The sequence below is a fragment of the Streptomyces sp. NPDC029836 genome, from assembly GCF_055574495.1.
Genome location: NZ_JBVHZI010000001.1, coordinates 1,240,729 through 1,265,952, shown reverse-complemented (window position 1 = coordinate 1,265,952; position 25,224 = coordinate 1,240,729). Strand labels below are relative to the sequence as shown.

Here is a 25,224-nt window from a genome sequence, read left to right as displayed (position 1 = left end):
CTCCGGCTTCTGTACGAGGGATGCACGCATGAACGAGGAAAAGCTCCGGTACTTCCTGAAGCGGGTGACGGCCGATCTCCACGAGACGCGCCGCCGGCTCCAGGAGGTCGAGTCGGAGGAGCAGGAGCCGATCGCGATCGTCGGAATGAGCTGCCGCTACCCGGGAGACGTCGAGTCCCCCGAGGACCTCTGGCGGTTGGTGACCGATGAGACCGACGCCATCTCGCCCTTCCCGACCGACCGGGGCTGGGACACGGGGGCACTGTTCGACGAGGACCCCGACGGCCGAGGCACGAGCTACGTGCGGGAAGGCGGCTTCCTGCACACCGCCAACCGCTTCGAGCCCGAGTTCTTCGGCATCTCGCCCCGCGAGGCCGTCGCGATGGACCCCCAGCAGCGGCTGCTGCTGGAGATCGCGTGGGAGGCGTTCGAGCGGGCCGGCATCGACCCGACGTCGGTGCGCGGCAGCCGCACCGGCGTGTTCACCGGCGTCATGTACCACGACTACGCGTCCCGACTGCGCGCCGTACCGCCGGAGGTCGAGGGCTACCTCGGCACCGGGGGCTCCAGCAGCATCGCCTCCGGCCGCGTCTCGTACACGTTCGGCCTGGAGGGCCCGGCGCTCACCGTCGACACGGCCTGCTCGTCCTCCCTGGTCACCCTGCACCTCGCCATGCAGGCGCTCCGCAAGGGCGAGTGCACGCTCGCCCTCGCGGGCGGCGTCACCGTCATGCCGACCCCCGGTACCTTCACCGAGTTCAGCAAGCAGCGCGGCCTGTCCTTCGACGGCCGGTGCAAGTCCTTCGCGGACGCCGCCGACGGCACCGGTTGGGGCGAGGGCGCCGGCATGCTGCTCGTCGAGCGGCTCTCCGACGCGCGGCGCAACGGGCACCGCGTGCTGGCCGTCGTCCGGGGTTCGGCCGTCAACCAGGACGGCGCGAGCAACGGGCTGACCGCCCCCAACGGGCCCTCCCAGCAGCGCGTCATCCGCCAGGCCCTGGCCGACGCCCGACTGACGGCCGCCGACATCGACGTGGTCGAGGCGCACGGCACCGGCACCACCCTCGGCGACCCGATCGAAGCGCAGGCGCTGCTGGCCACGTACGGCAGGGAACACACCGAGGACCGCCCGCTGTGGCTGGGCTCGGTCAAGTCGAACATCGGGCACACCCAGGCCGCCGCCGGCGTGGCGGGCGTCATCAAGATGGTCATGGCGATCCGCAACGGCCGGATCCCGAAGACGCTGCACGTGGACGAGCCGTCGACCAAGGTCGACTGGGCCGCCGGCGCCGTCTCGTTGGTGCGCGGGACGCTCGACTGGCCGGAGACCGGGCGGCCGCGCCGCGCCGCCGTCTCCTCGTTCGGAATCAGCGGCACGAACGCGCACACCATCATCGAGCAGGCACCGGCGGAGATCCCCGCCGAGGCCGCCGGAGCCACACCCCCCGACGCGACGGGAGCCGGTGGCACGGCGGGCGACGGCGTGGGGGTCGACGGCGCGGAGGGCGCGGAGGCCGCGCCGCCGCGCCGCACCGTCGTACCCCCGGCCCTCCCGTGGCCCGTCTCGGCCCGTACGGAGGAGGCCCTGCGAGCCCAGGCCGAGCGCCTGCTCACCCACCTGCGGGCCCACCCCGAGCAGTCGGCCGTCGACATCAGCCGCTCCCTGGCCACCGGCCGCGCCGCCCTCGAACACCGCGCCGTCGTCGTGGCCGGCGACCGGGACCGCGCCCTCGCGGACCTGGCCGCACTCGCCTCCGACGACACGTCCGCGGCAGCGGCGCGGATCGTCCGGGGCGAGATCGCGACCCGGGGCAAGCTCGCGTTCCTGTTCACCGGTCAGGGCAGTCAGCGGCTGGGGATGGGCCGTGAACTGTATGACGCCTACCCGGTGTTCGCGGAGGCGTTGGACGCGGTGTGCGAGTCGTTGGATCTCGAACTTCCGTTGCGGGAGGTTCTGTTCGGGTCGGATGGCGATCTGTTGGGTGAGACCCGGTTCACGCAGCCTGCGTTGTTCGCGGTCGAGGTGGCGTTGTTCCGGTTGTTGGCGTCGTGGGGTGTGAGGCCGGACTTCGTGTCCGGGCATTCGATCGGTGAGATCGCTGCCGCGCACGTGTCCGGTGTGTTGTCGTTGGCGGACGCGTGCGCGTTGGTGGCGGCGCGTGGTCGGTTGATGCAGGCGCTGCCGGCGGGTGGTGTGATGATCGCGCTGGAGGCGGCGGAGGACGAGGTCCTTCCGTTGCTGACGGATCGGGTGAGCATCGCGGCGATCAACGGTCCGCGTGCGGTGGTCGTCGCGGGTGACGAGGACGCGGCCGTGGCGGTCGTGGATGCTTTGGCCGGTCGTAAGTCCAAGCGGCTCGCGGTGAGTCACGCGTTCCACTCGCCGCACATGGACGGCATGTTGGAGGCCTTCCGGCAGGTGGTGTCAGGCCTGTCGTTCTCCGCTCCGAGCATTCCGATCGTCTCCAATCTGACCGGCGCTCTGATCGCCGACGGTGAGATGGGTTCGGCGGAGTTCTGGGTACGGCACGTCCGCGAGGCGGTCCGCTTCCTCGACGGTGTCCGCACGCTGGAAGCCGCCGGCGTGACCACGTACGTCGAACTCGGCCCGGACGGCGTCCTGTCCGCGATGGCGCAGCTCTGCCTGACCTCCGACGACAACCATGCCACCGCCTTCGTACCGACCGTGCGCAAGGACCGCCCCGAGGCGGAGACCGTCGTCACGGCCCTCGCCCAGGTCCACGTCCGAGGCATCGCCGTCGATTGGCAGGCGTACCACTCCGACACCGGAGCCGCGCAGGTCGACCTGCCCACGTACGCCTTCCAGCGCGAGCACTACTGGCTCGACGCCGGAACCCTCGGCGGTGACGTCACCACCGTGGGCCTCCGGTCCGCCGATCATCCGCTGCTCGGCGCCGCCGTCACCCTCGCGGACGCCGATGGGCTGCTGCTCACCGGACGGCTGTCGCTGACGACGCATCCGTGGCTCGCCGACCACCGGGTGATGGGCTCAGCCCTGCTGCCCGGTACGGCGTTCGTCGAGTTCGCGCTCCAGGCCGGCGAGCGGGTCGGATGCGACCTGATCGACGAACTGACCCTGGCGGCACCCTTGGTGCTGCCCGAGGAGGGGGGTGTCGAGGTTCAGATCGCCGTTGGTGCGCCGGACGAGTCGGGTCGGCGATCCGTGGTGTTCCATTCCCGTGACGCGTTGGCGGCCGAGGACGAGCCGTGGGTCCGCAACGCGACCGCGACGCTGGCCGAGGGTGAGGCGCAGGGTCCTGCCTTCGAGCTGGCTGTTTGGCCGCCGGTCGGTGCGGAGGCGGTGGACGTCGAGGGCCTGTACGAGGGTCTCGCGGATTCCGGTTTCGGTTACGGACCCGTGTTCCAGGGGCTGCGTGCGGCGTGGCGGCGCGGCGAGGAGGTGTTCGCCGAGGTGAGCCTCGGTGGCGAAACCGGCCCGTCCGCCGAGCAGTTCACGATCCACCCCGCGCTCCTCGACTCGGCGCTGCACGCCATCAGCCTCGGTTCGCTCGTGGAGGACACCGGTCAGGCGCGGCTTCCGTTCTCCTGGTCCGGGGTCCGCGTCCACGCCGGCGGGGCGGACACGCTGCGCGTACGACTCTCCAAGGCCGGACCGCAGTCGGTACGCCTGGACTTCGCCGACATCGACGGCGCTCCCGTCGCGACCGTGCACAGCCTCGCCCTGCGCACCTTCTCGCCCGAACAGCTCGGACGACCGGCCAACGCTCACGGTGACTCGCTGTTCCGCGTGGAGTGGAGCGAGACGGCCACGCCGGCGGGCTCCGCCGACGACTGGCTGATGCTGGGCGACGGTACCCAGGTGTTCGCGGACCTCGCCGGGCTCGGTGTGGCCGTGGCCGAGGGCGGCGACATTCCGGCCGTACTGGTCGTTCCGTGCCTGGAGCCGGTCGACGGCACCGTGGCCGACGCGGCGCACGCCGAGACCGGGCGGGCCCTGGCCCTGCTCAAGGAATGGCTCGGCGACGACCGGTTCGCGGACTCACGTCTCGCGTTCCTCACCCGCGGTGCCGTGGCAGCCGCGCCCGCCGAGGGCATCCCGGACCCGGCCCGTGCCGCTGTACGGGGCCTGGTGCGGTCGGCGCAGTCGGAGAACCCGGGCCGCATCGTGCTGATCGACGTCGATGCCGACGGTGACGTGCGGGAGGTCATCGCCGCCGCCCTCGCCTCGGGCGAGCCCGAGGTCGCGGTCCGCGAGGGCCGCCTCCTCGTACCGCGGCTGGCGCGTGCCGCGATGGGTGAGGAATCGCCCGCGGCGTGGAGTGCCGAGGGCACCGTCCTGGTCACGGGAGCGAGCGGCTCGTTGGGCGGGTTGTTCGCCCGTCACCTGGTGTCCGAGCACGGTGTACGGAACCTGCTGCTGGTGAGCCGTCGTGGTGAGGCGGCCGCAGGGGCCCCCGAGCTGTCGGCGGAGCTGGCCGGTCTGGGCGCCGAGGTGTCCTGGGCGGCCTGCGACGTCGCCGATCAGGCCGCGGTGGCGGCCGTCCTGGCGGCCATCCCGGCGGAGCACCCGCTGACCGGCGTCGTGCACACGGCCGGGGTGCTGGACGACGGAGTCATCGGCTCCCTGACGGCCGAGCGGCTGTCGGCGGTACTCCGCCCGAAGGTCGACGCCGCGTGGAACCTCCACGAACTGACCCGCGACCTGGACCTCTCCGCGTTCGTGCTGTTCTCCTCCGCCGCCGGTGTGTTCGGTGGCGCGGGCCAGGGCAACTACGCGGCGGCCAACACCTTCCTGGACGCCCTCGCCGCCGAACGCCGGGCCCAGGGCATGGCGGGCACCTCGCTCGCCTGGGGCCTGTGGTCCGAGGTCGGCGGTATGGGTGGCGCCCTGGACTCGGACGACGTCTCCCGGCTCGGCCGGGGCGGCGTGAACGCGCTGTCCGCCGCCGAGGGGCTGGCGCTGTTCGACGCGGCGCCGGCCACGGGCCAGTCCCTGCTGGTGCCGGTCAAGCTGGACATGGGCGCACTCCGCGCCCAGGCCGGCACCGGGATGCTCCCGCCGTTGCTCTCCGGCCTCGTCCGCACGCCCGCCCGCCGGGCCGCGCGGGGTGCCGGTGGCGCGTTCGCCCGGCAGGTGGCCGCGCTGCCGCAGGATCAGCAGTCGGCCGCCGTACTGGGTCTCGTCCGCGGCCAGGTGGCAGCCGTTCTCGGCTTCGCCGGTCCGGAGGCGGTCGACCCGGCGCGGTCGTTCAGCGAGGTCGGCTTCGATTCGCTGACGGCCGTCGAGCTCCGCAACCGGCTAGGCGCCGCCACCGGCGTTCGTCTGCCCGCCACGCTGGTCTTCGACTACCCGACTCCCACCGTCCTGGCGGAGTACCTGCACGCCGAGCTCCTCGGCCGCCAGGAGGCGGCGGCAGCGGCCCCGCTCATGGCCTCCGCGCACGATGACGAGCCGATCGCCATCGTCGCGATGGCCTGCCGCTTCCCCGGCGACGTCCGGTCGCCGGAGGACCTCTGGCGGCTCGTCCGTGAAGGCCGCGACGCCATCTCCGACATGCCCACCGACCGGGGTTGGGACATCGAGGGCCTCTTCGACCCCGACCCGGACCGGCAGGGCACCAGCTACAGCACGGCCGGTGGCTTCCTGCACGACGCACACCACTTCGATCCGACGTTCTTCGGGATCTCGCCGCGCGAGGCCCTGGCCACCGACCCGCAGCAGCGTCTGCTGCTGGAGACGTCGTGGGAGGCGTTCGAGCGGGCCGGCATCGACCCGGCGTCGATGCGCGGCAGCCGCACCGGTGTCTTCGCGGGCGTGATGTACAACGACTACGGCACCCTTCTCCACCGGGCCCCCGAGGGACTGGAGGGGTACATGGGGACCTCCAGCTCGGGCAGTGTCGCCTCGGGCCGCGTCTCCTACACCTTCGGCCTCGAAGGCCCCGCCGTCACCGTCGACACCGCCTGCTCCTCCTCCCTCGTGACCCTCCACCTCGCCGCCCAGGCCCTGCGCAGCGGTGAGTGCGACCTCGCGCTCGCCGGCGGCGTGACGGTGATGGCCACCCCCGGCACGTTCATCGCCTTCAGCCGCCAGCGCGGACTCGCGACCGACGGCCGCTGCAAGCCGTTCGCGGCCGCCGCCGACGGCACGGCCTGGGGCGAGGGCGTCGGCATGCTGCTCGTCGAGCGGCTCTCCGACGCCCGCCGCAACGGTCACCCGGTACTCGCCGTGGTCCGTGGTTCGGCGATCAACCAGGACGGCGCCTCCAACGGCCTCACCGCCCCCAACGGGCCCTCCCAGCAGCGCGTCATCCGCCAGGCCCTGGCCAACGCGGGGCTGTCCGCCGCTGAAGTCGACGTCGTAGAGGCCCACGGCACCGGCACCACCCTCGGCGACCCGATCGAAGCCCAGGCACTGCTGGCCACCTACGGGCAGGAGCGGGCCGGGGACCAGCCGCTGCTCCTCGGCTCGATCAAGTCCAACATGGGTCACACGCAGGCCGCCGCCGGCGTCGCGGGCATCATCAAGATGGTCCAGGCGATGCGGCACGGCACGGTCCCCAAGACCCTGCACGTGGACGAGCCGTCCCCGCACGTCGAATGGTCCGCCGGCGCGGTCTCCCTGCTCACGGAGTCGGTGGCCTGGCCGGAGACCGGCCGGCCGCGGCGAGCCGCCGTGTCCTCGTTCGGCATCAGCGGCACCAACGCCCACACCATCATCGAGCAGGCCCCGGACGAGGACACCCCCGCGCCCGCCACCCCGACCGGCGCGGCCCCCTCCGTCCTGCCCTACGTGCTCTCCGCGAAGTCGGTGGACGCGCTGCGCGACCAGGCCGCCCGCCTGCGGGCCCACCTGACGGAGGAGCCCGGACTCGCCGGCGTGGACGTCGCCTACTCGCTGGCAAGCCGGCGCGCCGCGTTCGACCATCGCGCCGTCGTCGTCGCCGGGGACCGCGAGAAGCTGCTCCGGAGCCTGACCGCCCTGGAGGACGGCAACCCGGTCCCGACCGGCGCCAAGACCGGCACCGTGGGCGCGCCCGGATACGGGAAGCTCGCCTTCCTGTTCACCGGCCAAGGCAGCCAGCGCCTCGGCATGGGGCGCGAACTGTACGACAGCCAGCCGGTGTTCGCCGCCGCCCTCGATGCGGTGGGGGAGCGGCTCGGTCTCGAAGTCCCGCTGAAGGACGTCCTGTTCGGGGACGACGCCGATCTCCTTCACCGCACCGAGTACGCTCAACCGGCGCTGTTCGCGGTCGAGGTGGCACTGTTCAGGCTCATCGAATCCTGGGGCGTGCGGCCGGACTTCCTGTCCGGTCACTCCGTCGGTGAGATCGCCGCCGCACACGTCGCCGGAGTCCTCTCGCTGGAGGACGCCTGCACGCTGATCGCGGCCCGTGGGCGCCTCATGCAGGCACTCCCGACCGGTGGCGTGATGATCGCGGTCCAGGCGTCCGAGGCGGAGATCCTGCCGCTGCTGACGGACGGCGTGAGCATCGCGGCCGTCAACGGCCCGAAGTCCGTCGTCATCGCCGGTGACGAGGACGCGGCCGTGGCCATCGCCGCGTCGCTCACCGACCGCAAGACCAAGCGCCTCACCGTCAGCCACGCCTTCCACTCCCCGCACATGGACGGCATGCTCGACGCCTTCCGCGAAGTGGTGGCGGGCTTGTCGTTCTCCGCCCCGAGCATCCCGATCGCCTCCAACCTGACCGGTTCCCTGATCGCCGACGGCGAGATGGCCTCGGCGGACTTCTGGGTGAGGCACGTCCGCGAGGCCGTCCGCTTCCTCGACGGTGTCCGCACGCTGGAAGCCGCCGGCGTGACCACGTACGTCGAACTCGGCCCGGACGGAGTCCTGTCCGCCATGGCGCACGGCTGCCTGACGGCGGACGCCGACTCCGATGCCTTCGCCCCGGCGCTGCGCAAGGGTCGCCCCGAAGCGGCGACCCTGACCCGGGCCCTCGCCCAGGCCCACGCGCGGGGCGTCCCCGTCGACTGGGAGGCCTACTTCGCGGGCACCGGCGCCCGGGGCGTCGACCTGCCGACGTACGCCTTCCAGCACGAGCGGTACTGGATCGACGTCCCCGTCGGATCCTTCGCCGACGCGGCCGCCGCCGGTCTGCGCCCGGCCGACCATCCGCTGCTGGGCGCCTCGGTGAACCTGGCCGACGCCGACGGACTGCTGCTCACCGGGCGACTGTCACTCGCCGGACACCCGTGGCTCGCCGACCACCTCGTCATGGGCTCGGTCCTGCTGCCCGGTACGGCCTTCGTCGAACTGGCGCTGCGCGCCGGCGACCAGGTCGGATGCGACCTGATCGACGAACTGACCCTGGCGGCACCGTTGGTGCTGCCCGAGGAGGGGGGTGTCGAGGTTCAGATCACCGTGGGTGCGCCGGACGAGTCGGGTCGGCGATCCGTTGTGTTCCATTCCCGCGACGCGTTGGCGGCCGAGGACGAGCCGTGGGTCCGCAACGCGACCGCGACGCTAGCCGAGGGTGAGGCGCAGGGTCCTGCCTTCGAGCTGGCTGTTTGGCCGCCGGTCGGTGCGGAGGCGGTGGCCGTCGAGAGCCTGTACGAGGGTCTCGCGGATTCCGGTTTCGGTTACGGACCCGTGTTCCAGGGGCTGCGTGCGGCGTGGCGGCACGGCGAGGAGGTGTTCGCCGAGGTGAGCCTAGGTGACGAAACCGGCCCGTCCGCCGAACAGTTCACGATCCACCCCGCACTCCTCGACTCCGTACTCCACGCCATCAGCCTCGGCTCCCTCGTGGAGGACACCGGCCAGGCGCGGCTTCCGTTCTCCTGGTCCGGGGTCCGCGTGCACTCCACCGGAGCGGACTCCCTCCGGGTCCGACTCTCCCGCGCCGGTACGGACGCGGTACGACTGGAGATCGCCGATACCGAGGGCGTCCCCGTCGCGACCGTGCAGAGCCTCGCCCTGCGCGCCTTCTCTCCCGAACAGCTCGGCCGACCGGCCAACGGTCACGGCGACTCCTTGTTCGGCGTGGAGTGGACCGAACTCCCTTCGGTGATCGGCGCCTTCGACAACTGGCGGATGCTGGAAGCGGGAGCGCACGGACTCGCGGACCTCGCGGACCTCGCGGACCTCGCCGACATCCCGGCGACGCTGGTCGTGCCCTGTGTCGAGCCGGCCACCGAGGACACGGCCCGTGCGGTGCACGCCGAAACCGGACGTGTGCTGACGCTCCTCCAGCAGTGGCTGTCGGACGATCGGTTCGCGGACTCCCGGCTGGTCTTCCTGACCCGCGGCGCGGTCGGCGCGGCACCGGGCGAAGGCCCGGCCGACCTCGTCCACGCCGCGGTGTGGGGTCTGGTCCGGTCGGCGCAGTCGGAGAACCCGGGCCGCGTCGCGCTGGTGGACGTCGATGCCGATGGTGACGTGCGGGAGGCCCTCGCCGCCGCCGTCGCCTCGGGCGAGCCCGAGGTCGCGGTGCGCGGTGGCGCTCTCCTCGTACCGAGGCTGGTCCGCGCGGTACTCGCCGCCGAGGCGCCCTCCCCGGAATGGGGAGCCGCCGACGGCACGGTGCTGGTGACGGGTGCGAGCGGCTCGTTGGGCGGGTTGTTCGCCCGTCACCTGGTGTCCGAGCACGGTGTACGGAACCTGCTGCTGGTGAGCCGTCGTGGTGAGGCGGCCGCAGGCGCTTCGGAGTTGTCGGCGGAGCTGGCCGGTCTGGGTGCCGAGGTGTCCTGGGCGGCCTGCGACGTCGCCGATCGGACTGCGTTGGCGGCCGTGCTGGCGGCCATTCCGGTGGAGCACCCGTTGACCGGTGTGGTGCATACGGCCGGTGTGCTGGACGACGGTGTCATCGGCTCCCTCAGTGCCGAGCGGTTGTCGGCGGTACTGCGTCCGAAGGTGGACGCCGCGTGGAACCTCCACGAACTCACGGCAGGATTGGACCTGTCCGCGTTCGTGCTGTTCTCCTCCGCCGCCGGTGTGTTCGGTGGTGCGGGTCAGGCCAACTACGCGGCGGGCAACGTGTTCCTGGACGCCCTCGCCGCCCACCGCAACGCCCAGGGTCTGGCGGGGACCTCCCTCGCCTGGGGTCTGTGGGCCGAGACGGGCGGCATGGGGGACACCCTGGATGCCGAGGACGTCTCCCGGCTCGGTCGGGGTGGCGTGGACGCGCTCACCGCCGCCGAAGGCCTCGTCCTGTTCGACGCCGCATGCGCCTCCGGGCAGCCGCTGCTGGTGCCGGTCAAGCTGGACCTGGCCGCCCTGCGCTCCGCAGCCGGTGGCGGGATGCTGCCGCCGTTGCTCTCCGGCCTCGTCCGCACGCCATCGCGCCGTGCGGCCCGGGGCGGTACGGCCTCCGGTGGCGCGTTCGCCCGACTGGTCGCCGCGCTGCCGCAGGACCAACAGCCGGGCGCCGTGATGGAGCTGGTACGCGGCCAGGTGGCCGCCGTTCTCGGCTTCGCCGGTCCGGAGGCGGTCGACCCGGCGCGGTCGTTCAGCGAGGTCGGCTTCGATTCGCTGACGGCCGTCGAGCTCCGCAACCGGCTCGGCGCCGCCACCGGCGTACGTCTGCCCGCGACGCTGGTCTTCGACTATCCGACGCCCACCGTCCTGGCGGAGTACCTGCACGCCGAGCTCCTCGGCAGCCAGGAGGCGGCGGCAGCGGCCCCGCTCATGGCCTCCGCGCACGATGACGAGCCGATCGCCATCGTCGCGATGGCCTGCCGCTTCCCCGGTGGGGTGACCTCGCCCGAGGAACTGTGGGGACTCGTCGCGGACGGCCGCGACGCCATCTCCGACATGCCCGACGACCGCGGCTGGGACCTCTCGGGACTGCTCGACCCCACCCGGCCGGGCGCCGACTACAGCCCGACCGGTGGCTTCCTGCACGACGCGCACCACTTCGATCCGACGTTCTTCGGGATCTCGCCGCGCGAGGCCCTGGCCACCGACCCGCAGCAGCGTCTGCTGCTGGAGACGTCGTGGGAGGCGTTCGAGCGGGCCGGCATCGACCCGGCGTCGATGCGCGGCAGCCGCACCGGTGTCTTCGCGGGCGTGATGTACAACGACTACGGCACCCTTCTCCACCGGGCCCCCGAGGGCCTGGAGGGGTACATGGGGACTTCCAGCTCGGGCAGTGTCGCCTCGGGCCGCGTCTCCTACACCTTCGGCCTCGAAGGTCCCGCCGTCACCGTCGACACCGCCTGCTCCTCCTCCCTGGTCACGCTGCACCTGGCCGTGCAGGCCCTGCGCAGTGGCGAATGCGACCTCGCGCTCGCCGGCGGCGTCGCGGTGATGGCCACCCCTGGGACGTTCATCGCCTTCAGCGTCCAGCGCGGACTCGCGACGGACGGCCGCTGCAAGCCGTTCGCGGCGGCGGCCGACGGCACGGCCTGGGGCGAGGGCGTCGGCATGCTCCTCGTGGAGCGACTCTCGGACGCCCGGGCCAAGGGCCATCCCGTCCTCGCGGTCGTCCGCGGATCCGCCGTCAACCAGGACGGTGCTTCCAACGGCCTGACCGCCCCGAACGGCCCGTCCCAGCAGCGCGTCATCCGCCAGGCCCTGGCCAACGCGGGGCTGTCCGCGGCGGAGGTCGACGTCGTCGAGGCCCATGGCACCGGCACCACCCTCGGCGACCCGATCGAAGCCCAGGCGTTGCTGGCCACGTACGGTCAGGAGCACACGGACGAGCAGCCGCTCTGGCTCGGCTCGATCAAGTCCAACGTGGGTCACACGCAGGCCGCCGCCGGCGTCGCGGGCATCATCAAGATGGTTCAGGCGATACGGCACGGTGTCCTGCCCAAGTCCCTGCACGTCGACGAGCCCACCCCGCACGTCGACTGGTCGGCAGGAGCGGTCTCGCTCCTCGAATCGGCCACCCCCTGGCCGGAGACGGGCCGACCGCGCCGGGCCGCCGTGTCCTCGTTCGGCATCAGCGGCACCAACGCGCACACCATCATCGAGCAGGCTCCGGACGAGGACACCCCCGGGCCCGCCACCCCGACCGACACGGCCCCTACGGCGCTGCCGTACGTACTCTCCGCGAAGTCGGCGGACGCGCTCCTCGGTCAGGCCGCACGTCTCCTGGACCACCTGGAGGGCGCGGACGACCTCAGGGCCGTCGATGTGGCCCACTCCCTGGCCACCACCCGGGCCGCCTTCGACCACCGGGCGGTGGTCGTGGCCGGCGACCGCGGCGAGCTGCTGCGCGGCCTGACCGCCCTCAGGGACGAGACCGCGGCAGCGGGCCTCGCCCGCGGCGCCGCGAGCAACGGCAAGACGACGTTCGTCTTCCCCGGCCAGGGTTCGCAGTGGGTGGGCATGGCGGCGGGCCTCCTGGACTCCTCCGTCGTGTTCGCGGCGCGGATCGACGCGTGCGCCAAGGCGTTGGAGCCGTTCACGGACTGGTCGTTGACCGATGTCCTGCGCGGTGTGGAGGGCGCGCCGTCGTTCGATCGGGTGGATGTGGTTCAGCCGGCCCTTTTCTCCGTCATGGTGTCGTTGGCCGAGGTGTGGCGGGCGGCGGGTGTGCGTCCGGGTGCGGTGATCGGTCATTCGCAGGGTGAGATCGCCGCCGCGTGTGTGGCGGGGATCCTGTCGCTGGAGGATGCGGCCCGGGTGGTTGCCCTGCGCAGCCAGGCGATCGGTCGGGTGCTGGCCGGTTTGGGTGGCATGGTCTCCGTGCCCCTGTCCGCTGTCGAGGTGCGTGAGCGGATCGCCACGTGGGGCGAAGCGCGGATTTCCGTCGCCGCTGTCAACGGCCCTTCCTCGGTGGTCGTTTCCGGTGAGGTCGAGGCCCTGGAAGAACTCCTCGCCGCCTGCGAGGCCGACGGCATCCGTGCCAAGCGGATCGCGGTGGACTACGCCTCGCACTCCGCCCAGGTCGACCTGCTGCGCGATGAGCTGGCCGAGTTGCTCGCGCCGATCGTTCCGCAGGCCGCGCGGGTGCCGTTCCTGTCGACCGTGACGGGCGGGTGGGTCGACGGCCCCGAGCTGGACGCGGGTTACTGGTTCCGCAACCTGCGGCAGACCGTGGAGCTGGAGGAAGCCACCCGCACCCTCCTGAACCAGGGCTTCGGCGTGTTCATCGAGTCGAGCCCCCACCCCGTCCTGACCGTCGGGATGCAGGAGACCGTGGAGGACGCGGGCCGCGAGGCGGCCGTCCTGGGCTCCCTGCGCCGCAACGAGGGCGGCTTGGAGCGCTTCTGGTTGTCGCTCGGTGAGGCGTACGTGCGGGGTGTGACCGTCGACTGGGACGCCGTGTTCGCGAACACGGATGCCCGGCGCGTCGACCTGCCGACCTACGCCTTCCAGCGCGACCGGTACTGGATCGACGTGCCGGTGTCCGCCGTCGGCGACGTCGCCTCCGCCGGGCTCGGCGCGGCCCAGCACCCGTTGCTCGGTGCGGCCGTCGAGCTGCCCGACTCGGACGGGTTCCTGTTCGCCGGTCGGCTGTCCCTGCGTACGCATCCCTGGCTGGCCGACCACCGGGCCGCGGACGCCGTACTGCTGCCCGGGACCGCCCTCGTGGAGCTCGGGCTGCACGCGGCACGGCGGGCCGGCTCCGCCTTCCTGGAGGAACTGACCCTGGAATCACCGCTCGTGCTCCCCGAACAAGGGGCGCTCCAACTCCGCCTCACGGTCGCCGCGCCCGACGCGGACGGCCGGCGGGCGCTGCACGTGCACTCGCGTCCGGAGTCCCGGGACGAGGAGGACGTGCGCGGCCTGGACGAGCCGTGGACCCGGCACGCCGCGGGTGTGCTCGGCGCGGCGGACGGTCGGACCGCCCCGCCGGCCCCGGCCGCGCTGGAGGCCTGGCCTCCCGCAGGCGCCGAGGAGCTCGAAGTGAGCGACCTGTACGAGCTGTTCACCGCCGGTGGCTACGCGTACGGGCCGGCCTTCCGCAACCTGCGGACCGCCTGGCGGCACGGCGACGAACTGTTCGCCGAACTCGCCCTGGCCGAAGGCCCGCAGGCCGACGCCGCCCACTTCGGCGTGCACCCGGCGCTCCTCGACGCGGGGCTGCACGGCCTCGCCCTGGGGTCCTTCCTCACCGCCGACGACGGCGAGGAGCCGGCCGGGGAAGCCCGCATGCGGGTGCCGTTCGCCTTCACGGGCGTCGGTCTGCACGCCGTGGGCGCGGACGCGCTGCGGGTACGGCTGACCCCCACCGGTTCGGGCGGCGTGTCCCTCGCGGCCTTCGACGGGGACGGCCGGCCGGTCGTGTCGGTGGAGTCGCTGCTGCTGAGGACGCTCGACCCGGCCCGACTGCCGTCGAACCGGCCCGCGTTCCACGAGTCGCTCTTCCAACTGGAGTGGCCCGCTCTCACCGGCAACCCCGCTCGCACCGACGGACGTTGGGCGCTGGTCGGGAACGACCCCCTCGGACTGGAAGACACCCTGCGGGCCGCCGGCATCGCCGCCGACGTGTACGGGGACCTGGACGTCCTCTCCGGCGTGGTGGCCGCGGGCAAGCCGGTACCGGACACCGTGCTGGTCACGTACGCCGCGCCCGGTACGCCGTCCGCTTCGGACACGGCCGAGGCCGCCCGGCAGGCCACCCGCGAGGCCCTGGAGTTCGTACAGACCTGGCTGACCGACGAGGCGTTCGCCGAGGCCCGGCTGGTGCTGGTCACCCGCGGAGCGGTCGAGGTACGGCCCGGTGAGGGCGTGCCGGACCTGGCGCACGCCTCGCTGTGGGGGCTGCTGCGGTCCGCCCAGTCGGAGAACCCCGGCCGGTTCCTGCTGCTCGACCTCGACGCGGACACCACGGGCGGGGCCCCCGGCGCCGTGCCGGCGGAGCTCGCCGCGCTGCTCGCCGTCGCCGTCGGGAGCGGGGAACCCCAACTCGCCGTCCGTGACGGAGTCCTGCACGCCGCGAGGCTGGCCCGGGTCCCCGTCGACCGGACCGAGGTGGAGGAGACCGTCGAGGACACGGCGGACCGTACGGAGCTCCCCGCGTGGGACCCGGACGGCACCGTCCTCATCACCGGAGGCACCGGCGTCCTCGGCAGCCTGCTGGCCCGACACCTGGTGACCGGGCGGGGCATGCGGCGGCTGCTCCTCACCAGCCGGCGCGGCCCCGCCGCGGCCGGCGCCGCCGAGCTGGTCGCGGAACTCGCCGCGCTGGGCGCCGAGGCGGCCGTCGTCGCCTGCGACGCGTCCGACCGGCGGGCGCTGAGCGAGTTGCTGGCCTGCATACCCGCCGAGCACCCGCTCACCGCCGTCATCCACACGGCGGGCCACCTCGACGACGGACTCGTACCGTCGCTGACCGGCGAGCGGATCGACTCGGTCCTGCGGCCCAAGGTCGACGCGGCCCTCCACCTGCACGAGCTGACCCGGGACCTGGACCTCGCCGCGTTCGTCCTGTTCTCCTCGGCGGCCGGCACCCTCGGCAGCCCCGGACAGGCCAACTACGCGGCGGCCAACGCCTTCCTCGACGGCCTGGCACGCAGTCGGCGTGCGGCGGGACTGCCCGCCGTGTCGCTGGCCTGGGGCCTGTGGGAGCAGCGCAGTGAGATGACCGGCGAGCTCACGGACGCCGACGTCCAGCGGATGGCGCGCGCCGGCCTGGCCCCGCTGTCCTCCGAGGAGGGCCTGGCCCTGTTCGACACGGCGTGCGGCTTGACCGGCGGCAGTGTCTTCGTCGCGATCCGGCTGGATACGGGCCCGCTGCGGGCCCAGGCGGACGCCGGAGCCCTCCCGGCCGTCTTCCGGGGGCTGGTGCGCGGCGGACTGCGCAGGGCCGCCGGCCACGGCGCGGGCTCCGCAGCGGCGTCCGCCGCCGCGCAGCGCCTCGCGGGCCTGTCGGCGCTGTCACCGGAGGAGCAGGAGCGGGTGCTGCTCGACCTGGTGCGGGCCCAGGCGGCCGCGGTCCTCGCCTACCCGTCGCCCGACGCGGTGGGGGAGTCCCAGGGGTTCCTGGAGCTCGGCCTGGACTCGCTGACCGCCGTCGAACTGCGCAACCAGCTGAACGCCGCGACGGGCCTGCGACTGCCCGCGACCCTGCTCTTCGACCACCCGACGCCGCTCCTCGTCGCCCAGTTGCTGCGGAGCGAACTCGCCGCGGGCCCGGGCGTCGCGGCCGGTACGGGCCGTACGGCGGGGCAAGGCGGAGAGGACGCCGACGCCGGCATGTTCGGCGCGATGCTCCAGGAAGCGGGAACGCAGGGCGAGTCCGGGCCGTTCATGGAACTGCTCATGCAGGCGTCGCGGTTCCGGCCGTCGTTCGCGTCGGCCGCCGAGCTGCGCAAGGCACCCGCCCTCGTGCGGCTCGCCCGGGGGCAGGACGGGCCCGGACTGGTCTGCTTCTCGTCGATCCTGTCGATCTCCGGTCCGCACCAGTACGCCCGGTTCGCGTCCGGCTTCCGCGGCCGGCGGGACGTGCACGCCATGGCGGCCCCCGGCTTCCTGCGCGGCGAGCAACTGCCCTCGACCGTCGACGCGGTCATCGAGGCGCAGGCCGAGGCCGTACTGGCGCACACAGGCGGTTCCCCGTTCGTGCTGCTCGGGCACTCCTCGGGCGGCATGCTGGCCCACGCGGTGGCCGGCCGGCTGGAGGCCGCCGGGGTCTTCCCCGAGGCCGTGGTGCTGGTCGACATCTACTCGCACGACGACGACGCCATCCTCGGCATCCAGCCGGGGCTGTCGGAGGGCGTCGACGAGCGCCAGGGCAGCTACGTCCCCGTCGACGACAACCGATTGCTGGCGATGGGCGCCTACTTCCGGCTCTTCGGGGGCTGGAAGCCGGAGACGGTGAAATCTCCGACGCTGCTGGTCCGGGCGCAGGAGCAGTTCTTCGACTGGCACCGTGCCACGGACGGCGACTGGCGTTCCTACTGGGACCTGGAGCACACCGTGGTGGACGCTCCCGGCAACCACTTCACCATGATGGAGCAGCACGCACAGGCGACGGCCGAAGTCGTCGAGGCGTGGTTGGACGGCACGCGCTGAGTGCGCCGGGCCCGCCGAACCGGGCCCGGCCGCACGGTCGTTGACAGCAAGGAAGGGCCCCACCCCCGCGGGGGTGGGGCCCTTCCCCGTACGGGGGCCGGTGGCTCAGGCGCCGCGTCGCACGCGCGCCGCGCGGGACCGGTCGAGGGCGGCGGCCCGCTCGCGTTCCCGGACCCGCTTCTTCGGCAGGCCCATGGCGACGACCTCGAAGTTGTCCTTGGTGACGTCGAGACGGTGGAACAGGTTGTCGGGGCCGGTCACGTACAGGGTGCCCACCCCGAGGCCCTTCAGCGACTCCACCATGACCGGCCAGTGGATCGGCCGGTCGAAGGTGTCCAGCATCATCGTGCGCATCCCGGCGGCGTCCCGCACGACACTGCCGTCGTGGTCGACGACGACGGGCATCGACGGGTCGGCGAACTCGTACGCGCCGAAGACCTCCTCCTCGGCCTTGCGGCGCAGCGCGGAGAACGCCGCGGCGTGCACCGGCGGCCGCATCGAGTACATGGAGTAGCCGCCGGCCGCGCTGATGCCCGCCGTCAGGGCGTCCAGGTCCTTCTCGCACACGGACAGCATGTGGAAACCGGCGTCGAGCCGGCCGGAGGAGTCGTACCAGGCGCCCCGGTCGTCGAACCCGGCCAGCATCTCGTCCAACCGGTCCTGCGGCGTACGGACGAAGCAGTGCGTGACGACGTCCTCGTAGGCGTCGGCGAAGTACTCCTCCTCGCAGCGGGCCAGTTCCGCGGTCAGCCGGACGACCTCGGTGAAGGACAGCGAACCCACGAACGCGGCCGTGGCCTTCTGACCGAAGCTGGGCCCCGCGCACACGGTGGGGGTGACCCCGAGCGCGTCCACGGCCCGGTCCGCCAACGCCATCGAGTTCACCAGGAACGCGATCTGGAAATCGATCGAGTAATCCTCCTCGGCGTCCCGGAAACGGTCGAACACCGAATAGCCGAGTGCCTCGTCGGCCTCCGCGAGCCGAACCCGGGCGTACGGGTCGAGCATCAGGAACTTGCCGACCTCCGCGAACGACGCGGGACCCATTCCGGGAAAAACGATCGCGGTCCCGGTCCGGGAACCGGCCGATGCGACCGCGGGTGATTCCGCGGTGGCGGCATCCGTCGTTTCGGGGGCGGGAATCGTGTCGTGCGTCGCGTCGTGAGTTGCGTCGTGAATCGCGGCGGGACGAGTCATGAGCCGTGAATACCTTTGCTTCCGGGAGGAATGTGCGGGTCGAGAAAAAGACCTCGCACCCGGGCGGGCGCGGCTGCGCCGGTCCGGGCACGAGGCCGGAGGGGAGGGGTACGGGGTCAGTCCTGGGCCCTGCGGTGGAAGCCCTTGATGCCGATCGCCCCGAAGATCAGGATCGCGGCGGTCAGCGCCGACACGTCCACCCACAGCGGGATCGATCCGGGCCCTCCGGGCGGCAGCAGCAGCGCGCGGATCCCCTCGCTGACGTACGTCAGCGGGTTGAAGGCGCACAGCACCTGGAACCAGCGGACGTCCGCCAGTCCGTGCCACGGGAACTGCGTGCAGCCCGTGAACATCAGCGGGGTCAGCGTCACCGCGAACACGATGCTGATGTGCCGCGCCGGGGCCAGCGTGCCGATGGTCAGGCCCACCGTGCTGCCGGCCAGCGCACCCATCAGCAGGACGCCCAGCGTGGCCGGGAAACTCTCCATCGGCCACGACGCGTGGTCGAGGACCAGGAAGCCCATCGGGATCATCAGCAGCGAGGCGATGATGCCGCGCAGCATGCCGAAGACCAGCTTCTCGATGGCCACCAGGGTGATCGGGATCGGGGCCAGGAGGCGGTCCTCGATCTCCTTGCTCCAGGAGAAGTCGATGATCAGCGGGAGCGCCGTGTTCTGCAGGCTCACCAGGAAGGCGTTGAGCGCCACCACGCCCGGCAACAGGACCTGCTGGAAGTCGCCCCCGGTGTAACCGAGTTCGCCGAGGACCTTGCCGAAGACGAACAGGATGAAGAACGGCTCGACGAGCACCTGGGCGAGGAACGTGCCCAGTTCGCGTCCGGTGACGAACACGTCCCGCCACAGGATGAAGAAGAACGTACGGGTCACCGAGCGGACGCCGGTCGGCGCGGGCCGCAGCTCGCGCGGGAAGTCGGCGACCGGATCGGGCGCGGGGGCGGTGGTGGTGGTGCTCATCGCAGCTCCCGGCCGGTCAGCGCGATGAAGACGTCCTCCAGTGTCGCGGTGCCCACTTTGATGTCCTTGATGTCGCAGTTCGCCGCCGAGAGGCTGGTGATGGCGGCCGGGAGCAGCGTGCCGGTCGGCGCGTCGCTGTAGAGCCGGAGCCGTACGGGCGCGTCCGCGTCGACCGGCGGACGGTGGTCCGCCGCTCCGTCCGCCGGGGCGTCCTCGCGGGGCGGCTCCACGTTCTCGACACGCGTCACCACCTCGATCTTCTCCAGCAGCCGGATGACCTCGGCGCCGCCGCCCTCCGCCGGTCGTACCGTGAGGGTGCAGGCGGTACCGCTCAGGTTCTCCATGAGCGCCTGCGGGGTGTCCAGGGCGAGCAGCCGCCCGTGGTCCACGATTCCGACGCGGTCGCACAGGCGGGCGGCCTCGTCCATGTCGTGCGTGGTGAGCACGGTGGTCACACCGCGCCCGCTCAGCTCGGCGACGCGTTCGTGGATGAAGCGGCGGGCCTGCGGGTCGAGTCCGTTGGCGGGCTCGTCCAGGAACAGCACGTCGGGGCGGTGCATCAGGGCCCGGGCGATCATCACGCGTTGGGCCTGGCCGCCGGAGAGCTGGTCGCCGCGGTCCTTGCCGCGGTCGGCGAGCCCCACCCAGTCCAGGCACTCGTCGGCGAGCCGGCGCCGGTCCGCCCGGCCCATGCCGTGGTAGCCGGCGTGGAAGGTCAGGTTCTGGCGCAGGGTGAGCGACTGGTCGAGGTTGTTGCGCTGCGGCACGACGGCGAAGGCCCGCCGGGCCTGGGCGGGATGGGCCACGACGTCGACGCCCTGCACGAACGCCCGCCCGGCCGTGGGGGCCACGCGGGTGGTGAGGATGCCGATGGTCGTCGTCTTGCCGGCTCCGTTGGGACCGAGGAACCCGAAGACCTCACCCCGGCGGACCGAGAAACTCAGGTCGTCCACCGCCGGCCGGTCACGGTCCCGGTACTTCTTGACAAGTCCGTCGACCACGACAGTGGATTCCACGGATCGTTCAGGTTTCATTTATGCCTGCGAATCGAGTGGGACGCGACGACGGCGGCCGAGGTCCGCGGGGAAGGATATCGCGTGACCGGACGCGCGTCGGGCGCCGACTGAATAGGACACGGAAGTGATGGCTTCCTGTCTAGCATGCGGGGTCACGGGGTGACCCGACCCTGAACGGGCCTAGGGGCAATGGGGAAACGGTTAGGGGGGAATAGGGGTGATCGAATATCGCCGCCGGGAAATATCCTCGCAGCGTTACCGCGTGACCGCGCCGGATCCTCTCCGATCGCCCCAAACATTTCCGCGAGGAGACCCCGTGAAAGCACTCGTCCTGTCGGGGGGATCCGGCACCCGTCCACGCACCCGGTCCTCCGCCCCCGCCGCCGGGCCCACCGCCCCCGCCACCGGCAGGCCCGTCCTCTTCGACGTCCTGGAAGGCATCGCCGAGACGGGCATCCTCGACGTCGGCATCGTCCTCGGCGAGGGCGCCGACGAGATCCGGGCGGCCGTCGGCGACGGCGCCCGCTTCGGCGTCAGCGTCACCTACCTGCCCCAGCTCCGGTCACCGGGCCCGGCCCAGTCCCTGCGCTGCGCGCGGGACTGGTTGGGCGAGGACGACTTCGTGACGTACCCGGGCGACACCTTCGTCCCGGGCGGGATCGGCGACCAACTGGAACGGTTCCGCACCGACCGCCCGGCCGCGCAGGCGGTTCCGGACCACCCCGGGGTGTACTTCTTCACGGAAGCGGTCCACCGGGCCGTCGAGGACGCGACGTCCCCGGGCGACGACGGAGCCGGTGAACCCGGCACGTCCGGTCCCGGTGGGGCCGGGTTCGCCGATGTCCTGCGCCGACTGGCCGACCAAGGGCTGGAGGTCGTCACCGGCGCGACCGCCGCCGCGGCCACACCCACCTCCGCCGCCACGGACACCACCCCGGCGGGCGCCCCGACCGCCGCCGAGGCCGCCTTCCCGCCCACCGCCGGGGCCACTGTCACGGTCACCGACACCGCCGTCGATCACGGCAGGCCGCAGACCCGTTCATGAAGGCCCTCCGCACGGGAGGCGCCGATCGTATGCCCGACCACGAGTCGTCAGGCACCACCCGATGCGGAGTTTCAGGGAGCATGACCCATGAGCACAGCCGGCCCCCCGCCGGGGAGACCACCCCCGACGAGGTCAGCCTGATCCAGATCCGGCAGCCCGCCGCCCACAGCAGCTACCGGATGATCTGCTTCCCGAGCTCACGGAACTCGCCGCTGTGCTACCTGGCGATGGCCGAGTTACTCCTGCCCACCGTGGAACTGCTCATCGTCCAGTACCCCTCCTCGATCTCCGAGGAGGACCTCGACCCGGAGGCGGGTTCGGTACTCGCCGACAAGGTCTTCGAAGCCGTACGGGGCTGGGCCGATCGCCCGTTCGCCCTGTTCGGACACCGCCTGGGAGCCGAACTCGCCTACGCCGTCGGCTGCCGGCTCGAACGGGAGACGTACACGGCGCCCCTGACCCTGTTCGTCTCCGGACGGACCGCACCAGGCCACCGCGGCAGCCTCGGACCACCCCAACTCGACTGTCGCGTTGTTGCCCTGGCGGCCCGTCACGATCCGCGTGCCACACCCGCCGCCGTCGGATCGTGGCGGCGCAGCACCTCCGGCGGGTTCGACCTGGAGGTCTTCCCCGGAGCCCAGGGATACCTGAGGACGTACCGCAGGGAGGTGGTCAACATCGTGCACGACCAGCTGATCTCGCTCGGCGAAGCGGACCCGCATTGACCGGGGTCCGCGGCGTGAGCGACCGAATTCCCATCCCTGGTGAAGCTCGCGAACCCCGCGATCCACCCCCTGAACGGGCCCGTCCCCCGGCCCGGCGGACCGCACGCCGCCCGGTCGTTGAACGGCCCAGAGGAAGGACATTGTGCGACCGATGACCGCGAAGATATGTGCAGCCGACTCGGTACGGACCATCGACGAGTTCGAACAGGACGCCCTCCGGGTGGCCGGCGCGATCCGCGAACGGGGTGTCGGCCTCGGCGACCGGGTCATGCTCAAGGCCGGCAACTCGGCGAGCTACGTGTGCGTCCTGTACGCGCTCATGCACGTCGGCGCCTCGATCGTCCTCGTCGACCAGCAGGAACACCAGGAGGAGACCCGCCGCATCGCCGTACGGACCGGCGTGAAGGTCACCTTCGTCGACGACGACACCCCCATCTACCCGGACGCCGACCCCGTCCACCTCTACGAACTGATGGTCGCCGTCGCCGACCACCAACCCACCGAACCCGCCCTGTCCTTCGACGCCTGGGGCGACCTGCCCGACGGCCTCATCATGTGGACGTCCGGCTCCACCGGATCACCCAAGGGCGTCGTGAAGTCCGGCGCCTCGTTCCTGCGCAACCTGCGGCGCAACGCCGACCAGGTCGGGCACCGCCCCGACGACGTACTGATGCCGCTGCTGCCGTTCGCCCACCAGTACGGCCTGTCGATGGTGCTCATCGCCTGGCTCACCCGCTGCTCGCTGGTGATCGCCCCCTACCGACGTCTGGACCGCGCCCTGCGCATGGGCCGCGACGCCGGGGTGACGGTCATCGACGCGACCCCTTCCAGCTACCGCAGCATCCTCAGCCTCGTCACCCGCAAGGCCTCGCTGCGCCGCCACCTGGCCGACGTCCGCATGTTCTGCGTCGGCGCCGCCCCCCTCGACGCCCCGCTGGTCGAGCAGTACCGCACCGAGTTCGGACTGCCGCTGCTCGACAGCTACGGTTCCACGGAACTCGGCAACATCTCCTTCGCCACCCTCGACAACCCCGTCGCCTGCGGCCGGGCCATGGAGGGCATCCGGCTCCGGATCGTCGACGAGGACCGCCGCGAGCTGGCCGCGGGGGAGACGGGCGAGATCGAGGTCGACACCCCCGACGCCCTCGAAGGGCAGGTGTCCGAGGACGGCACCGTCGTGCCGGCGCACGCGACCGGCTGGCAGGCCACCGGAGACCTCGGTCACCTCGACGCCGGCGGCAACCTGCACGTCCTGGGCCGCAAGTTCGCCGTCCACCGCATGGGTTACACCCTCTACCCCGAACTCATCGAGCGGAAGGTGTCCGCCGAGGGCTGCCCCACCCGCATCGTGCCGCTGCCCGACGAACTGCGCGGCTCCCAGCTCGTCTTCTTCGTCGAGGACGAGGAGCTGCGGGACGCCGCCCACTGGCGGGAGCGGCTGTGCGACCTGCTACCGGCCTACGAACAGCCCAACAAGGTAGTGGTGTTGGAGCGCTTCCCGCTGAACCGCAACGGCAAGCCCGACAAGAAGGCGCTCGCCGTGCTCGCCGCCGAGGCGTGAGGAACCCGACGTCGCGGTGAAGGCGCCCCCGCGTTCGCGCGGGGGCGCCTTCGTCCGTACCCGGCCCGCGCGCGGCGGACCGGACGCGGGTCAGTCGTCGTAGGGGAGTTCGACGGGAGCCAGCGCGTCGAAGAGGTCACCGGGGCCGGGGTTGTCCGGGTGCGTCGAGCCGCCCAGGTGGTCCACCACGCCCCACACCGCGTTCAGCGCCGTGGTCACGGCACCCTCCGCGAACCCGCCGGTCCACGACACGTCGTCGCCGCACAGGAAGAAACCGCGGTCCCCGGCGGGCAGCCCGCGCTGCATGAACTGGGTGAACAGCCGCCGCTGGTAGCGGTAGTGGCCGGGCAGGTTCGCCTTGAAGGCGCCCATGAAGTGCGGCTCGGTCTCCCAGGTGACGGAGAGCGGCTCACCCCGCACGTGCGAACGGATGTCCAACCGCGGATAGATTGCCGCGAGTTGCCCCAGCAGGGCGTCGAGCCGCTGCCGCGGGCTCAGCGTGGCCATCTTCAGCGAATCGTCGTTCCAGGTGTACGACAGGCACATCACGCCCGGCCGGTCCGGGCCGTCGTCGAAGAGGTACACGCCGCGCGGCATCCGGTCGGTGAGCGTCATGCTCATCACCGGCAGGCCGGTGGCCGGGTCCAGGTCCTTCCAGAACGGCCGGTCGGTGAGGACGAACAGCTTGGACGAGCCCATGTAGTGGGTCCGCTCCACCGCCGTCCACAGCGGCGCGCTCAGCAGCGCCGGATCGGCCTCCACCCGGTTCAGCAACGTCCACACGTGCGGGGTGTACACCACCGCAGGGAACCGGTCCCGCCGGCCCCCGGTGTCGGTGACGGCGAACCCCGGGCCGTCGCGCTCCACGGCCCGCACCCCCGGCCGGGCGCTCCCGCCGTGCAGGGAGGCCAGCGAGGTGCCCGCCGGCCAGTGCGCGCACCGCTCGGGACGGTGCTCCCACAGCCCGCGGGGAATCTGCTGGGAGCCGCCGAGGACGGCCATCTGGTGGTCGTCGGCCTCCGTGTAGACCACGCGCAGGATTTCCAGCAGCGAGTTGGGGAAGTCGGTGTCCCAACCGCCGGTGCCGAAGCCGACCTGGCCGAATATCTCCCGGTGCCGGAACGAACGGAACGCCGAACTGGTCGCGAGGAAGCCGTGGAAGGACTGGTCGTCGAACTCCCGCACCAGCCGACCCCAGACGTGCTTGAGGGTCTCCACGTCGCGCCGCCGGACGGCGTCGCGCATGGTGGCCAGCTCGGCCCGCTCCTGGAGGGACTTCTCCCAGGCGGTGGCCACCTCCTGATAGATGTCGGGGAGTTGCCCGGCGCTCCGCACGGTGTGACGTACGCCGCCCAGGTCGATCAGGGTGCTCGGGGTGTGCGGCGCCAGCGGGTTGGGGAACGGGCTGGTGCGCAGGTCCAGCAGGTCGATGTAGTGGAACAGGGCACGGGCCGATCGCGGGAAGCGCATCGCGCCCATCTCCGCCACGCAGTCCGGCTGCTCGGGGAAGGCCACCGACCGCATGCGGCCGCCGAGTTGGTCCACCTCGTACACGACCGGGCGCAGGCCCAGCCGCATCAGTTCGTAGGCGGCGGTCAGCCCGGCCATCCCGCCGCCCACCACGGCGACCGGTGTGCCGGCGCGGCCGGGAGGCAGGGAGCCCAGGCCCGCCGGGTGGTCCAGCCAGCCGTCGTAGGAGAACGGGAAGTCCGGCACGAGCATGGTGGTGGGAGCCGGGCTTGCTGATGTCATCTGGAGAACCTCTCGGGCCGGTGCGACATCGCTTCCAGGGGA

The 25,224-nt window shown here is 72.3% G+C and carries 8 protein-coding genes; 4 read left to right on the top strand and 4 right to left on the bottom strand.

Annotated elements, in window-relative coordinates; genetic code table 11:
* Positions 1 to 64 precede the first annotated feature (64 nt).
* Positions 65 to 16,912, top strand: coding sequence for an SDR family NAD(P)-dependent oxidoreductase (locus ACZ4XJ_RS05720; protein WP_468495465.1), 16,848 nt, complete (start codon positions 65 to 67; stop codon positions 16,910 to 16,912).
* A gap of 105 nt (positions 16,913 to 17,017) precedes the next feature.
* On the opposite strand, the gene ACZ4XJ_RS05715 is transcribed toward ACZ4XJ_RS05720, so the two are convergent.
* From ACZ4XJ_RS05715 to ACZ4XJ_RS05705, 3 genes are all read right to left on the bottom strand, one after another.
* A complete protein-coding gene (locus tag ACZ4XJ_RS05715; protein ID WP_468495415.1) occupies positions 17,018 to 17,959 on the bottom strand; it encodes an ACP S-malonyltransferase in 942 nt (313 codons plus the stop codon).
* Positions 17,960 to 18,225: 266 nt separating this feature from the next.
* Positions 18,226 to 19,083 (bottom strand): ABC transporter permease, encoded by an 858-nt coding sequence (locus ACZ4XJ_RS05710; protein ID WP_362884137.1) that lies wholly within the window; start codon positions 19,081 to 19,083, stop codon positions 18,226 to 18,228.
* Entirely contained in the window at positions 19,080 to 20,084 is a 1,005-nt protein-coding gene (locus tag ACZ4XJ_RS05705) for an ABC transporter ATP-binding protein (protein WP_468495414.1), read from the bottom strand. Before ACZ4XJ_RS05705 ends, ACZ4XJ_RS05710 begins: the two co-directional genes overlap by 4 nt.
* Before the next feature lie 331 nt (positions 20,085 to 20,415).
* On the opposite strand from ACZ4XJ_RS05705, the gene ACZ4XJ_RS05700 reads away from it, so the two are divergent.
* From ACZ4XJ_RS05700 to ACZ4XJ_RS05690, 3 genes are all read left to right on the top strand, one after another.
* Complete coding sequence (locus ACZ4XJ_RS05700) at positions 20,416 to 21,144, top strand: sugar phosphate nucleotidyltransferase (RefSeq protein ID WP_468495413.1); 729 nt, start codon at positions 20,416 to 20,418, stop codon at positions 21,142 to 21,144.
* Positions 21,145 to 21,224: 80 nt separating this feature from the next.
* Complete coding sequence (locus tag ACZ4XJ_RS05695; protein WP_362884143.1) at positions 21,225 to 21,869, top strand: thioesterase II family protein; 645 nt, start codon at positions 21,225 to 21,227, stop codon at positions 21,867 to 21,869.
* Between the two features lie 151 nt (positions 21,870 to 22,020).
* Positions 22,021 to 23,430, top strand: coding sequence for a class I adenylate-forming enzyme family protein (locus ACZ4XJ_RS05690; protein WP_362884145.1), 1,410 nt, complete (start codon positions 22,021 to 22,023; stop codon positions 23,428 to 23,430).
* A 90-nt stretch (positions 23,431 to 23,520) separates the two neighbouring features.
* Here the strand turns inward: ACZ4XJ_RS05690 and ACZ4XJ_RS05685 are convergent, their stop codons facing one another.
* On the bottom strand, positions 23,521 to 25,182 hold the full coding sequence (locus ACZ4XJ_RS05685) for a flavin monoamine oxidase family protein (RefSeq protein WP_468495412.1): 1,662 nt from the start codon (positions 25,180 to 25,182) through the stop codon (positions 23,521 to 23,523).
* Positions 25,183 to 25,224: the final 42 nt, after the last annotated feature.